Source organism: Streptomyces sp. TBY4 (genome assembly GCF_024213195.1).
Lineage (GTDB): Bacteria > Actinomycetota > Actinomycetes > Streptomycetales > Streptomycetaceae > Streptomyces.
Map to the genome: position 1 here is coordinate 99,341 of NZ_JANAVF010000010.1, position 13,502 is coordinate 112,842.

Consider the following 13,502-nt stretch of genomic DNA (forward strand, 5'->3'; position numbering starts at 1 on the left):
CATTGCTGTTCCCCCTCGATGGAAACTCAGTGGGCGTCCCCGTCCAGGGGGACCACCAGTCCGATGCCCTCGGCCGCCACGGCGATCGCGTAGTCGAAGAACGCGGACTCGTCCCGGACGCTGTCGTGGGTACGGCTGAAGACCTGGAACACGAGCAGCCCGATCAGGCTGCTCCACAGCACGATCCCGCGCTCGATGACGTCCGAGAACGGCGCCGGGGGCAGGCCCCCGAAGGCCTCGACGGCGGCCGGCAGCAGCAGGGGCGGCCCGGGCACGGCCCGCCGGGGCGGGGTGAGTTCGCCGCCCTCCAGTGCCGCTCCCACGATGCGGGCGAGGACGCCGGGCGTGCGCGAGGCGGGCAGGACGGTGTCCTGCGGGGCGTGGTAGCCGGGTACGGGTGATCCGTAGATCAGCGTGAACTCGGCGGGGTGGTCGAAGGACCACTGCCGCAGGGCCCGCGTGACCGCGAGCAGCCGCGCGCCCGCCGAAGCGTGGGCGCCGGCGGCGGACTCGTCGGCCCGCTCCATCGCGGCCCCGGACGCGTCGTAGGCATCGACGACCAGTGCGGTCAGCAGGTCGTCCCGGTGCGGGAAGGCCGCCCGCACCTCGGCGAAGGTACGACCGCAGTCCTGCGCGACCGCTTCCAGGGACAGCCCTGCGCCGCCCAGCTTCACCAGGTGCGCCCGCGCAGTGTCCTTGATTGATGTGGTCGTGTCATCGTCCATGTCGGAACCGTACCCGTCCTCCACAACCGGGTTGGTCGCGGTGCCCAAGTGCGCTGATGTCGCCGTACGCCGCTCCTCCGCGGTGAGCGAAGATTCGGACGAGAGACGGAGGGCTCCATGGAATCCACGGGCAGGGGCGCGGGCACGGACACGGACCGTCCCGGCCGGATCGAGGCCCACGGCATCGACCACGTGCCCGACCGGGAACGCCACGGCCGGGCCCGCGAGCTGTTCGGGGTCTGGGCGGCGGCGAACGTGAACTACCTGAGCATGGTGGTCGGCGCCGCCCTGGTCCTCATGGGCCTGAGCCTGGGTCAGGCCGTCGCCGTCATCGTGGCGGGCAGCATCTTCTGGGCGCCGATCGGTCTGCTCGCCGTCTCGGGACCGGCCTCGGGCACCCCGAGCGAGGTCGTCGCGCGGGCGATGTACGGGATCCGCGGCAACCGGGTGAACATCGCCGTCAACGGCTGGCTGCTCTGCATCTGTTACATCGCCCTCAACCTGGCCGCCGCCGCGGTCGCCGCCTTCGTCCTCGTGGAGAAGGCGGGCATCGGCACCGGCGCCGGAGTCAAGACCGCCGTCGTGATGGCCATCGCCGGTATCACCGTCGCCATCGGCGTCTACGGACACGCCACCATGGTGAAGCTCTACCCCCCGATCGCGATCGCTCTCACGGTCACCTTCGCCGTCGTCGCCTGCTACGTGTTCGCCCACGCCGGCCCCGGCCGCCCGGCCGCGGAACCGCTGACCGGCGGCGTCCTGTGGGCCACCCTCGCGGCCGGCGTCACACTGGTCGCCTCCGGGCCGCTCTCCTATACCAACAGCGCCGACTTCTCCCGCTACCTGCCGCGCACGATCTCCCGGTGGGCCGTCGCCGGCTGGACCGCGCTCGGCGGGTTCCTCCCCGGGGTCCTGCTCGCCTCGCTGGGCGCCCTCGCCGCGACCGTCGTGGACATGGCCGAACCGCAGGCCGGACTGGAGGGCATCCTGCCCGCCTGGTTCTCACCCGTGTTCCTGTTGGCGATCGTGCTCGGCACGATCGCCAACAACGCCATGACCGCCTACAGCTCCGGCCTCGCCCTCCAGGCCGCCGGAGTCCGCGTCCGCCGCTCCCTCGGAGTCCTCGTCGACGGCGCGCTCGGGGTCGCCGCGACCCTGTACGCGCTCCTCGTCTCCGACTTCCTCGGCACGGTCGAGAACCTCCTCCAGCTGACCGTCGTCGTCCTCGGCCCCAGCACCGCCGTCTACGCGACCGACATCCTGCTGCGCCGCTGCCGCTACGACGGCCCCGCGCTCACCGACGAGACCCCCGGCAGCCCCTTCTGGTACACCGGCGGCGTCAACTGGGCGGGCGCGCTGGCCCTGACGGCCGGCATCGCGGCATCCCTCCTCTGCGTGGACACCCTCTACACCGGCCCCGTCGCCCGGGCCCTGGGAGGCGTGGACCTCTCCCTGCCCGCCGGCATCATCGTGGCGGCCTCCCTCTACTGGCTCCTGATGCACCGCTCCCTGCGGGGCCGGGCCGCCGCGCCGGCCGCCTGACCGGGCAGCCGGCGCCGGGAGCCCCGTACCGGCTACGACGGAGGAGCGTGCAGCTCCCCGCTCCGCGCCACCCGGGCGTACCAGCGCGCACTCGACTTGGGGGTCCGCTCCAGGGTCTCGTAGTCGACGTGGACCGCCCCGAACCGCTTGGCGTACCCGTACGACCACTCGAAGTTGTCGAGCAGCGACCAGAGGAAGTAGCCGCGCACGTCCACCCCGTCGGCGATCGCCCGGTGCACCGCGTCCAGGTGGTCGTGGACGTAGGCGGCGCGGAGCGGATCGTGCACCGTGCCGTCCGGACCGACCTCGTCCTCGTACGCCGCGCCGTTCTCGCTGACCACGAGCGGCAGCCCGGGGTAGCGGGCGGCGGTCCGGGTCAGCAGCTCGTACAGGGCGTCCGCGTCCACCGGCCAGCCCATCGCCGTACGCTCGCCCGGTGCCCGGTGGAAGGCCACGCCCTCGGCGCCGGGCCAGGGGGAGTGCTCGCTGGCGCCGTGCCCGTCGTCCTGCGGCACCGCCGAGCCCTCCGCCGCCCGCGAGACCACCGTCGGGGTGTAGTAGTTCACGGCGAGCAGGTCCAGGGGCTGGTGCGCCGCGGCGGTGTCACCGTCCCGTACGAAGGACCAGTCGGTCAGCTGCGCGGTGTCCGCGAGGAGGTCGTCGGGGTAGGCGCCCTCCAGCATCGGGCCCAGCCAGATCCGGTTGCCGACGGCGTCGATGCGCCGGGCCGCCTCCCGGTCCGCGGCCGACGGGGTCAGGGGGCGTACCTCGTGCAGGTTGAGGGAGACCGCGACCCGGCCGTCCCGGGGCAGCGCGGCCCGCAGGGCCTGGACGGCGAGGCCGTGGCCGAGGTTGAGGTGGTGGGCCGCGCGCAGGGCGGCGACCGGGTCGGTCCGGCCCGGGGCGTGCACGCCGGAGGCGTAGCCGAGGAACGCGCTGCACCAGGGCTCGTTGAGGGTGATCCAGTGCTTCACCCGGTCCCCGAGGGCGTCGGCGACCAGCCCCGCGTACTCGGCGAACCGCTCGGCGGTCGCGCGCTCCGGCCAGCCGCCCGCGTCCTCCAGCTCCTGGGGGAGGTCCCAGTGGTAGAGGGTGAGGGCGGGGGCGACGCCGGCGGCGAGCAGCTCGTCGACGAGCCGGCGGTAGAAGTCCAGGCCCTTCTGGACCGCCGGGCCCCGGCCGGTCGGCTGGACGCGCGACCAGGAGACGGAGAACCGGTAGGCACCCAGGCCCAGTTCGGACATCAGCCGGACGTCCTCGGGGAAGCGGTGGTAGTGGTCCACCGCCACATCACCCGTATGGCCTTCGAAGACCTTGCCGGGGGTGTGGGAGAAGGTGTCCCAGATGGACGGGGTCCGGCCGTCCTCACGGGCGGCGCCCTCGATCTGGTACGCGGCGGTGGCCGTGCCCCAGAGGAAGCCGGGCGGGAAAGAGCGGACGGCGGTGAGCGGCCGGGTCTCGGACGCGGTCATAGGAGAGCGCTCCCAACGCAGGTGTGGATGAAGTGGTGATGGTGTGGTGCGGAGCCGGTCAGTTCTTGACGGCGCCGGCCGTGATGCCGCCCACGATGTGCTTGCCGAGCACGGCGAAGACCAGCAGCAGCGGCAGCGTGGAGATGAGCGCCCCGGTCAGCACGACGGCCTGGTCGACCGTGTGGTTTCCCGCGCCGAGACCGGCCAGGGCGACCTGGAGGGTGGGATTGCCGTCCGGGGTCAGTGCGATGAAGGGCCAGAAGAAGTCGTTCCAGGCCTGGACGAAGACGAGCATCCCGAGGACCGCCATCGCGGGCCGGGCCACCGGGAAGACCACGTGCCAGATGATGCGCAGGCTGTGCGCGCCGTCCATCCGGGCCGCTTCCACCAGTTCCACCGGCAGGGCCTCGATGAGGTACTGCCGCATGAAGAACACGCCGAAGGCGGCGACCAGCGAGGGCAGCACGACCGACTGCAGCTGATCGACCCAGCCGAGATCGGTGATGATCTGGTAGAGCGGGATCACGCTGAGCTGCGGCGGGATCGTCATGGTCGCCACGACCAGTGCCAGCAGGGCGCCGCGGCCCCGGAAGGGCAGCTTGGCGAAGGCGAAGCCGGCCAGGGTGGAGAACAGGACGGTGGACAGGGCCACGAGCCCGGCGACGATGGTCGTGTTGACCAGGGCCTCGCCCATGTCCACCTGGTTCCAGGCGAAGGCGAGGTTGTCGAAGAGCCGGGGGCCCGGCAGGAGCGGGGCCGGCGCCTCGACCACGCGCTCGCCGGTGTGGGAGGCGGCCACGAGGTTCCAGTACAGCGGGAAGAGGGAGACGAGGGCGGCCAGGCCCAGGAGGACGTACGTCAGCGGTCCCGCGTGGTGCTGGCGGCCCGCCGACTGGCGCAGCAGCCTGCGGCGAGGCGGCGATTCGGGGGCCAGGGCTGTGGCGGTCGGTGCGGGTGTGGGTGTGGGTGTGTCGAGCGTGCGGGCCATGAGCTCAGCTCCCCGGCTTCTTGCGCTTGTGGGTCGAGCGGGTGATCAGCATCCGGATGCCGCCGATGAGCAGGAGGAGCAGCAGCATGACCCAGGCGATGGCGGAGGCCTGGCCCAGCGCGCCGGTCACCCACCCCTTCTCGTACATGAGCAGGCTCAGCGTCTGGAACTGGTTCCCGCTGCCCCCGCTGATGCCGACGCTGCCGCCGAAGAGCATCGGCTCGCCGAAGAGCTGGGTGGCGCCGATGGTGGAGACGATGACCGTGAAGAGGATCGTCGGCCGGATGGAGGGGATGGTGACGCTGAGGAACTGGCGCCAGCGCGAGGCCCCGTCCAGCGCGGCGGCCTCGTACAGGTCCTGCGGTACGGCCTGCATCGCCGCCAGGTAGATGAGCGCGTTGTAGCCGGTCCAGCGCCAGGTCACGATCGTCGAGATCGCGATCTGGGCGGGCCACTTGGAGGACTCCCAGGACACCGGGTCGAAGCCGGCCCAGCCCAGGACCGTGTTGATCAGCCCGTAGTCGGTGTTGAAGAGCTGGGCGAAGACCAGGGTCGCCGCCGCGATCGAGGTGGCGTACGGGGCGAGGACCGCGACCCGGAAGAAACCCCGGGCGCGGAGCCGGTAGTTGAGCAGGTGCGCGAGCCCCAGCGCCAACAGCAGCTGGGGAACGGTGGAGATCACGCCGATGGTGAAGGTGTTGGCGAGCGCGTTCCAGAAGAACTCGCTGGTCGCCAGCGCGCTGTAGTTGTCCAGCCCCTTCCACTGTGCGCTGCCGCCGAGTTCGACCCGGTGGAGCGAGAGCCAGCCCGTGTAGATCAGGGGGAAGAGGCCGAAGGCCGCGAAGGTGAGGAAGAAGGGGGCGACGAAGACGTAGGGGACGGCCTTCAGGTCCAGGCGGTAGAGCGTGCTGCGCAGGCCGGCGGGCGGCGGGGAGCCGCCACTCGTCGCCCGTACGGAGGTGGCCACGGGGGCGTCCTTCCGGGTCGGTGCGTAGGGGAGGGGTGTACGCGGCAGGCGCGTACGGGGAGATGCGTACGCGCGGCGCGCGCAAGGGGAGGGTGTGCACGGCGGCGGCCCGCCGCCCGCGGGCGGCGCGACGGGCCGCGACGCGCGGCCTCCGCTACTGGTCGATCTTGTCCTCGACCAGCTTCCTGACGTTCTCCCAGGCCTTCGCCGGATCGGTGCCGCGCTGCTCGATGTCGAGGATGCCGTTGTCGGTGAGGAAGGTCTTCACCTGGCCGTCCCAGCGGCTGATCGGGGCGGGGGTGATGCCGGCCGCGGCCTCCGAGTAGATCTTGCCGACCGGGGTGTCGCCGAAGTACGGCAGCTTGGCGTCCTGTACGGCTGCCGAGGTGAGCGTGGACTTGGTGGAAGGGATGTTGCCGTTCACGCCGAAGACCTTGGCGTGCTGCGCCGGCGCGGTGAGCCAGGCGGCGAGTTCGGCCGCCTCCTTGGCGTGCTTCCCCGACTTCGGCACGGCGAGGAAGGAGCCGCCCCAGTTGCCGGCCACGGGAGGCGCGGCGATGTCCCACTTCCCCTGGTTCTCCGGGCCCGCCTGGTCCTTGATGATGCCCGTCATCCAGCTGGGGCAGGCGACGGTGGCGAACTTGGCGTTCTTGAAGGCGGCGTTCCAGGTGCCCTTCTCGTCGAACTGGCGCAGCTTGCCGGTCAGTTCGCCCCTCGCCGCCGCTACGGCGGTGTCCCACGCCTTCTTCACGCCCGGGCTGTTCTCGTAGTCCAGCTCGCCCTTGGTGCTGGCGTACTGGACGGGCTGGCTGGAGATCACCGCGTTGAACAGGCCGCTGGCGGAGTCGTGGAAGGCGGTTCCGGCCGGCGCCTTCTTCTTGTACGTCTCGCCGGCCTCGATGAACTTCGCCCAGTCGCCCGCCCACAGCTTGGCGACCTCGGTGCGCTCCGTCGGGAGCCCCGCCTGGGCGAAGAGGTCCTTGTTGTAGCAGATGGCCATCGGGCCGATGTCCGTGCCGAGGCCGATCACCTTGCCGTCGCCCGTGGTGGCCTGCTTGACCTTCCAGTCGAGGAACGCGCCGAGGTCGGCCCCGCCCGTCTTGCCGAGGTCGGTCCACTTGTCGGCCATGGCGGGACCGGTCGCCTCCGCGATGTAGCCCACCTCGAGGGCCTGGATGTCCGCGAGGCCGCTGTCGCGGGAGAGCCGCAGTTTGAGCGTGTCCCAGTACTTCTGGCCGTCGGCGACGTTCGACTCTTCGATCTTGATGTGGGGGTGGGTCTTCTCGTACTCGGCGTAGAGCTTGGCGCCGGTGGCGTTGTCGTAGCCGAAGGAGCCGAAGGTTCCGATCCGCAGCGTGATCTGCTCGCCGCCGGCCGCGCCGTCCGCCTTGCCCTTGCCGCTGTCGCCGTCGCTGCCGCAGCCGGTGAGCAGGGCCGTGCCGGTCGCCATGACGGCGACCGCCGCCATCGCGTTGAGCGCGGTGCGGCGTCCGCGCCCGCGTCCGTGTCTGCTGCTGGAAGTGCGCATTCCACTCTCCTCGTCCAAGGTGGTGCTCGTCGTGCGCCAGGGGGTCCGGCGGGCTGTTCGCGGCTCGGCGAGGGCCCTGCCAGGACCTGATGGGAAGGTCGTTCTCGCACCCCGGGATGGGAGCGCTCCCACGTCGTTGCCGGAAGGTTGCTGCTTGGTGGGTGCGGGTGTCAAGAGATGAACGCGAATTCGTGGCGCGGCGGCGTTCGGCGCCCACCAAGGTCCGCTTCCCGGCGCGGCCCCGTCGGCTTCTGAATGCGGCCATGGCATCGAGCGTGGGACGCAGGTAATGTGGGAGCGCTCCCATACGGGCTCGCGGTCGCCGGACCGGCGTAACGTGTTCCGCGTGAGATGGGGGCGGGATCCGCTTCTTACCTGATCAGCCGCGCCCGGCCCGGTACGCACCGGCCCGGGGCGCGGCAGCGCGCGAGGGGAGTTCGAGCATCGTGAGCGGACGGCAGAACGGCAGACCCACCCTGGAAGAGGTGGCGGCCCTGGCCGGTGTCGGCCGGGGCACGGTCTCCCGGGTGATCAACGGCTCGCCGCGGGTGAGCGGGCAGGCCAGGGATGCCGTCGCCCGTGCCGTGGCCGAGCTGGGGTACGTACCCAACCAGGCGGCCCGGGCCCTGGCCGGGAGCCGGACCGACGCGGTCGCCCTCGTCATCCCGGAGACCGAGGCCAGGCTGTTCTCGGAGCCGTACTTCCTCGACCTCATCCGCGGGGTCAGTGCCGAACTGGCCGCGGCCGACAAGCAGTTGCTCCTCACCCTGGTCCGGACCGAGGCCGAGCGCAGGCGGTTCGAGGACTACCTCGCCGCCCAGCGGGTCGACGGCGTACTGCTGGCGTCCGTCCACGGCGACGACCCGCTGCCGGACCGGATCGCACAGCTGGGGCTGCCGGTCGTCATGAACGGACGGCGCTCCGAGGCCGAACCCGTCGCCTACGTGGACTCCGACAACATCGGCGCGGGCCGCGCGGCCGTCGCCCACCTCGTGGGGCGGGGCCGGAGCAGGATCGCGACCATCAGCGGGCCGCTGGACATGTACGTGGCCCGGGCGCGCCTGGGCGGCTACCGGGCGGGGCTCGCCGAGGCCGGGATCCTGCCCGACGAGTCGCTGGAGGCGACCGCGGACTTCACCGAGGAGGGCGGCCGGCGGGCGATGCGCGAGCTCCTGGAGCGCGCCCCCGGCCTGGACGCGGTCTTCGCCGCCTCCGACGTCATGGCGGCCGGCGCGCGCGGGGTGCTGCGCGAGGCCGGCCGGCGGATCCCCGAGGACGTGGCCCTCGTCGGGGTCGACGACTCCGCCGTGGCCCGCCTGATGGACCCGCCCCTGACGAGCGTGCGCCAGCCGATCGAGGAGATGGGCCGCACGATGACCCGGCTGCTGCTCCAGAAGATCGCCGACGGGTCCGGACCCGGCTCCGCGCCGGCGGAGGCAACGGGCGGGGAGCCGCGCGAGGTCCTGCCGACGGAACTGATCGTGCGCGATTCCTCCTGAGGCCGACCGCCCGGGGAGGTGCCGTCGGCCGCCCCGGGACGTGCCGCGGCCGGAGCCGTACGGAATCCAGGGATTTCCGTACGGCTCCGGCCCATGAGCGGGGTCCGCGCTCACCGGTGGCGGCGGGTCACAGCGCCGGGTGGGCGTTCTTCATGAGCTCCTGGAACTGGGCCGAGAACCACCGGCCCGACAGCGGTGAGTCCGGGAGGGAGCCCGACATGCTGTTGCCGTTGCGCGCATTGCCGGTGTACGTCGGGTCGCACATCCGGTCGAAGCCCTTGCCCTCGTCGTTCGGGATCTCCTTGCTCGCCCCGTCCGACTCGCCCGGCGGCTTGATCCACACGTAGGCGTCGATGCCGGCCGCCGGGGCGGCCTGCGGGCGTTCGCCGAGGCCGGCGCCCGCCTGGTTGCACCAGTTGCCGAGGTGGATGCGACGGTCGTAGCGGCCGCCGTTGACGTAGGTGTCCACGCTCGTCAGCGCGCCGGGTCCGGCCGGCCGCGCCGTGCCGCCCCAGCCGTTGCGGGAGGTGTCGATCAGCATGCCGAGGTTCGCGTCGAAGCCCAGGGAGACCAGCTTGGTCCGCATGGCCTGGGCGTACGAGAGCTCGTCCGTGTACCGGTTCCAGTCGACCCACTTGGACTGGCGTACGGAGGTGCCGTTGACGGAGTCCTCGATCTTGAAGTGGTCCTCCTTCAGGGCGCTGTAGTTGGCCGTGTTCACGATGAAGCCGTGCACCTTGGCGAGCGTGGCGCCCTCGGCGGTGGCCGCCTGCTTGAACATGTCCGCGGAGGCGCCGAAGTTGTCGTCCCAGCCGAGCCAGCCGTGGTGTCCGGCGTCCACGTAGTTGTAGACGTTGGCGATCGAGCCCAGCTTGTTCAGGGCGTAGCCGACCCCCTTGACGTAGTTGCCGTTGGCCTTCATCACATCGCAGTTGGCCGTGGCCGTCGGGCGCCCGGTGACGTTGGTGACCAGGTTCGGCAGCGAGTCGATCTCGACGGTGGTCACGATCCGCAGCCCCGCGTACTTGGTGTCGGCGAGGATGGCGGCGATCGGGTCGATGTACTGCGTCTTGTACTTCTCGATCTCGGTCGGGCCCAGCTCGCCGTTGGAGGCGAGCGCGGCGCAGTCTCGTCCGGGCAGGTTGTAGATCACCAGCTGGACGACGAGCTCGCCGCTGCCCTTCTGCGCCAGCGCCGCGTCCAGGTGGGCGCGCAGCCCCATCGAGCCGCCCGTCCCCGCGATGGCGGCGGTGCGGTCGAGCCAGACACCGGTGGGCTGGTTCGACACCCTGGTGCCGCCCGGCTCGGCGGCGGCCCTGGCGGACCACTCGGGGTTCACGTACACCTTGGCGCCGGCGTAGGGGTTGTCGGCCTTTGCGCCCGACGGCGGCGGGGTGGTCGGCGGCGTCGTGGGCGGGGTGGTGGGCGGCGTCGTCGGGGGAGTGGTCGGCGGCTGGGTCGGGTCGGTCGCCCCGTTGCAGGTGACGCCGTTGAGCCGGAACGTCGCGGGCACGGCGTTGGTGCCGGTGTGCGACCCGTTGAAGCCGAAGGAGGTCGAACCGCCCGTGGCCAGGCTCCCGTTGTACGAGAGGCTCCTGGCGGTCACCGCCGCGCCGGACTGGCTGATCGCGGCGTTCCAGCCCTGGGTGACCTGCTGGCCGTTCGCGTAGGACCATTCCACGGTCCAGGAGGCCACCGGGTCACCGGTGTTGGTGAGGACCACGTCGGCGCCGAAGCCGGTGTTCCACTGGTTGGTGATCCGGTACTCCACCTTGCAGCCCGGAGTGGCGGCGCCGGCGGAGGTGCCGAACACCGTGGCGGTGGCGCCGGCGGCGGTGACCAGGCCGAGGGCCGCCAGCAGGGCGGTGCGCCGGGTCGTACGGGACGTGGGGCGGGAAGTCGTTCGGGGGTTCGTCGTGCCGATCGGTGTGCGGCTCATCTTCTTGGCCATGCCTTTCAGTTCAGGGCGCGCAGGTGGTCGCGCAGCCCGGTGCCGAATGCGGTGGGGGTGCCGTCGTAGGAGGTGATCAGGGCCGGCCCGGAGTTGCAGTTCCAGGTGTTCCAGGTCCAGCCGAGGTAGGAGAGGGCGCGGTCGTCGAACCACTTCATGACGCGGTCGACGAAGCCGTGCGCGCAGGTGTTCTCGCCGATCTCGCCCGCCACGAGGGGGACCCGGGCGGCGACCGGGGCGAGGGTCGAGTCCCAGCAGGCCTCGCTGGAACAGGTGTTGAAGTTGTAGACGTGCCAGGCCGCGGCCAGATTGCCCGTCGGGTCGGTGGGGGAGTGGGTGAGCCACTGGCTGAGGTCGTTGGAGTAGGCGATGCCGGGGACGAGTACGAGATTGCGGGCGCCGGTCGCGCGGACGGCGTCCACCAGGTCCTGCATGCCGGCGACCTCGTAGCCGATGCCCGGACACGTGCCGCCGTCGCGCCAGCAGGTCCATGCCTGGGCGGCGGTGGGGGTGGCCCGGTCCGGATAGGGCTCGTTGAACAGGTCGAAGACGACCCGCCGGTCGTTCTTGAAGGTGTTCGCCACCGAGGTCCAGAACGCCGGGCCGTACTGGGCGTCCGGCATAGGCTTCTGGCAGGAGGCGTGCACGTCCGCGCACCCGGAGGAGTTGCCGGTGTACTGGCCGTACGTCCAGTGCAGTTCGACGACCGGGGTCATGCCGTGGGCGAGGACCCGGTCGACCAGTCCGCGGACGGCGTCGGTGTAGGCCGTGCCCCGGTACTCCGGCTTGATGTTGTCGAGGCCGAGCCAGCACTCCTCGTTGAGGGGGATGCGGACGGTGTTGGCCTTCCAGTCGGCGATGGCGCGCACCGAGGCGTCGTCGACGGGACCGTCGAAGATGCCGTGGCCCTGGACGCACATGAACTCGCCCCCGGAGCGGTTGACTCCGAGGAGGCGGCGGGTGGCGCCGTTCCGGTCGGTGAGGCGGTTGCCGGTGACGCTCAGTTCGGGCGCCCCGGGGGGCGGGTCGGTGGGGGTGGGTGTGGGGTCGGTGGGCGTGGGAGTAGGGGTGGGCGTGGGAGTAGGTGTCGGAATGGGTCCGGGCCCGGAGTCGGTGGTGCAGGCGGCTCCGTTGAGCGTGAACGCGCCGGGCGCCGTGTTGGCGCCCGACCACGAGGCGATGAAGCCGGTGGTCACGCTCGCGCCGGAAGCGAGCGCGGCGTTCCAGCTCTCGTTCGCGGCGGTGACGGCCGACCCGGTCTGGGACCACTTGGCGCCCCAGCCCTGGCTGAGGGCCTGACCGGCCGGGAAGCCGAAGCCGAGGCTCCAGCCGTTCAGCGCGGAGCTGTTGTTGGTGACGGTGACCGCACCCTGGAATCCGCCGGCCCATTGGCCGGCGACCGAGTACGTCACCGTGCACGGGGGTGGGGCCGCGGCTCCTGCGGCCGTACCCGTGACGGCGAGCGCACAGCTCACCATCGCGAGCGCTGCCGCTGTGAGCAGCGCGGACGTGCGTGGGGGGTGTCGCATGAGCGAGTCCTTGCAGCGAGGGCGCGCTGTGACGGCGCGCCGACTGACGGATTCGCTCCCACTGGTTGGGGCCAGACCGTAGCGGCAACTACCGCCAAGCAACAGAGGAGTTGACGAAATTCCTCCGGGAATGGCTTCGACTCTTCACGGACCTTGACGGAGTTGAGTCCCGTCTGCACAGTGGGAGCGCTCCCACTGGTTCAGAGCTTGTGCACATCCTCCCCGCACGTCTTTCCTCCCCGAGCCGAAAGGAGCCCTTCCCATGCCGGTCCTGCGCCGCGCCCCGATCAGTCCACGCGGGGAGTTTCGAGGCGGGCGACGAGTTCCTCGACGAACGCCTCCAGATGGGGCGGGCGCGGGCCGGTCCGTGTCGCGCAGAACCAGGTCCGGGTCAGCGGCTTCGCGCCGATGCGGACCAGGGCGAGATCGTGCGAGGCCGCGTACGGGGCGGCGACCCAGTTCGGCAGCACCGTCACGCCCTGGCCGCCCGCCACCATCTCCACCACCAGGTCGGTCACCACCGGCATGGTGGTGATGCGGGCGGGCCGGGCGCCGGCCGGGATCGGCAGCGGCATCGAAGGGATGCGCTTCTGGTCGTAGAAGTCGTAGAGGACCAGGTCCGTGCCGTCGAAGTCACGGGCGGTCAGGTGCGCGCGGGAGGCCCACGGGTGCCCGGCGGGCACGACCGCCATCATCTCGTCGTCGAACAGCCTGGTCAGGGACACCCGGTCCATCTGCAGGTCGGGCTTGGTCACCAGTGCCACGTCGACGAGATCGGCCAGCAGGGCCGGGATCGGGGCGTCGTCGGCGACGGTCTCGATCCGCACCTCGATGTCCGGCTCGCGTGCGCGGAAGGCGCGCAGGACCGGAGGCAGCCACGGAAAGGTGGTGCTGCACTGTGCGGCGAACCGCACGCGCCGGTCCCGCCCGTCGCGGAGCTCCCGCAGATCGCGCGAGGCCGATTCGAGTTCGCCGAGGACGTGGCGGGCGGCGACCAGGAGCCTGCGGCCGGCGGCGTTGGGGATCAGGCGCCGGCCCTTCCGGTCGAAGAGCGGCATGCCGAGACGGGCTTCCAGTCGGGTGAGCCGCTGGCTCAGCGCCGGCTGGCTGACGTAGAGCCGCTCGGCGGCGGCGGTCAGGGAGCCGGCCTCGGCGGTGGCGTCCAGGAGCTCCAGGTCACGCAGGTCCACATCCATAATCCTGGATTATCACACGCTCCAATTTCCGTCGTGGTGTTATGGGTTGAGGGCCCATAGCTTTCTGGTGCCAGCCGCCGGGACTCCCCGGCCGCCACCCACGAA

General features: G+C 71.5%; 10 protein-coding genes. 2 read left to right on the top strand and 8 right to left on the bottom strand.

The window, feature by feature from the left end; all coding sequences use genetic code 11:
• Positions 1-26: 26 nt before the first annotated feature.
• The gene (locus NLX94_RS23740; protein WP_254385037.1) at positions 27-725 is read right to left on the bottom strand and encodes a TetR-like C-terminal domain-containing protein; all 699 of its coding nucleotides are present in this window, start codon (positions 723-725) and stop codon (positions 27-29) included.
• A gap of 117 nt (positions 726-842) precedes the next feature.
• Between NLX94_RS23740 and NLX94_RS23745 the strand changes: the two genes are divergently transcribed.
• Positions 843-2,267, top strand: coding sequence for a cytosine permease (locus NLX94_RS23745; RefSeq protein ID WP_254385038.1), 1,425 nt, complete (start codon positions 843-845; stop codon positions 2,265-2,267).
• Between the two features lie 32 nt (positions 2,268-2,299).
• Here the strand turns inward: NLX94_RS23745 and NLX94_RS23750 are convergent, their stop codons facing one another.
• From NLX94_RS23750 to NLX94_RS23765, 4 genes are all read right to left on the bottom strand, one after another.
• Positions 2,300-3,739, bottom strand: a complete 1,440-nt coding sequence (locus NLX94_RS23750; RefSeq protein ID WP_254385039.1) for a GH1 family beta-glucosidase — start codon at positions 3,737-3,739, stop codon at positions 2,300-2,302.
• A gap of 58 nt (positions 3,740-3,797) precedes the next feature.
• Positions 3,798-4,727, bottom strand: a complete 930-nt coding sequence (locus NLX94_RS23755; protein ID WP_254385040.1) for a carbohydrate ABC transporter permease — start codon at positions 4,725-4,727, stop codon at positions 3,798-3,800.
• Positions 4,728-4,731: 4 nt separating this feature from the next.
• Entirely contained in the window at positions 4,732-5,694 is a 963-nt protein-coding gene (locus tag NLX94_RS23760) for a carbohydrate ABC transporter permease (RefSeq protein WP_254385041.1), read from the bottom strand.
• A gap of 154 nt (positions 5,695-5,848) precedes the next feature.
• Positions 5,849-7,222, bottom strand: a complete 1,374-nt coding sequence (locus NLX94_RS23765; RefSeq protein ID WP_254385042.1) for an ABC transporter substrate-binding protein — start codon at positions 7,220-7,222, stop codon at positions 5,849-5,851.
• A gap of 446 nt (positions 7,223-7,668) precedes the next feature.
• On the opposite strand from NLX94_RS23765, the gene NLX94_RS23770 reads away from it, so the two are divergent.
• Positions 7,669-8,721, top strand: a complete 1,053-nt coding sequence (locus NLX94_RS23770; protein WP_254385043.1) for a LacI family DNA-binding transcriptional regulator — start codon at positions 7,669-7,671, stop codon at positions 8,719-8,721.
• A gap of 127 nt (positions 8,722-8,848) precedes the next feature.
• Here the strand turns inward: NLX94_RS23770 and NLX94_RS23775 are convergent, their stop codons facing one another.
• From NLX94_RS23775 to NLX94_RS23785, 3 genes are all read right to left on the bottom strand, one after another.
• The gene (locus NLX94_RS23775) at positions 8,849-10,660 is read right to left on the bottom strand and encodes a glycoside hydrolase family 6 protein (protein ID WP_254385192.1); all 1,812 of its coding nucleotides are present in this window, start codon (positions 10,658-10,660) and stop codon (positions 8,849-8,851) included.
• 17 nt (positions 10,661-10,677) lie between these two features.
• A complete protein-coding gene (locus NLX94_RS23780) occupies positions 10,678-12,201 on the bottom strand; it encodes a cellulase family glycosylhydrolase (protein ID WP_254385044.1) in 1,524 nt (507 codons plus the stop codon).
• Positions 12,202-12,488: 287 nt separating this feature from the next.
• Positions 12,489-13,397, bottom strand: coding sequence for a LysR family transcriptional regulator (locus NLX94_RS23785; protein ID WP_254385045.1), 909 nt, complete (start codon positions 13,395-13,397; stop codon positions 12,489-12,491).
• Positions 13,398-13,502: the final 105 nt, after the last annotated feature.

Bases quoted from the DNA above. Each gene is read 5' to 3' on its own strand.
- NLX94_RS23750 (WP_254385039.1), bottom strand. From the start codon at position 3,739: ATGACCGCGTCCGAGACCCGGCCGCTCACCGCCGTCCGCTCTTTCCCG.
- NLX94_RS23745 (WP_254385038.1), top strand. From the start codon at position 843: ATGGAATCCACGGGCAGGGGCGCGGGCACGGACACGGACCGTCCCGGC.
- NLX94_RS23740 (WP_254385037.1), bottom strand. From the start codon at position 725: ATGGACGATGACACGACCACATCAATCAAGGACACTGCGCGGGCGCAC.
- NLX94_RS23765 (WP_254385042.1), bottom strand. From the start codon at position 7,222: ATGCGCACTTCCAGCAGCAGACACGGACGCGGGCGCGGACGCCGCACC.
- NLX94_RS23775 (WP_254385192.1), bottom strand. From the start codon at position 10,660: ATGAGCCGCACACCGATCGGCACGACGAACCCCCGAACGACTTCCCGC.
- NLX94_RS23755 (WP_254385040.1), bottom strand. From the start codon at position 4,727: ATGGCCCGCACGCTCGACACACCCACACCCACACCCGCACCGACCGCC.
- NLX94_RS23780 (WP_254385044.1), bottom strand. From the start codon at position 12,201: ATGCGACACCCCCCACGCACGTCCGCGCTGCTCACAGCGGCAGCGCTC.
- NLX94_RS23785 (WP_254385045.1), bottom strand. From the start codon at position 13,397: ATGGATGTGGACCTGCGTGACCTGGAGCTCCTGGACGCCACCGCCGAG.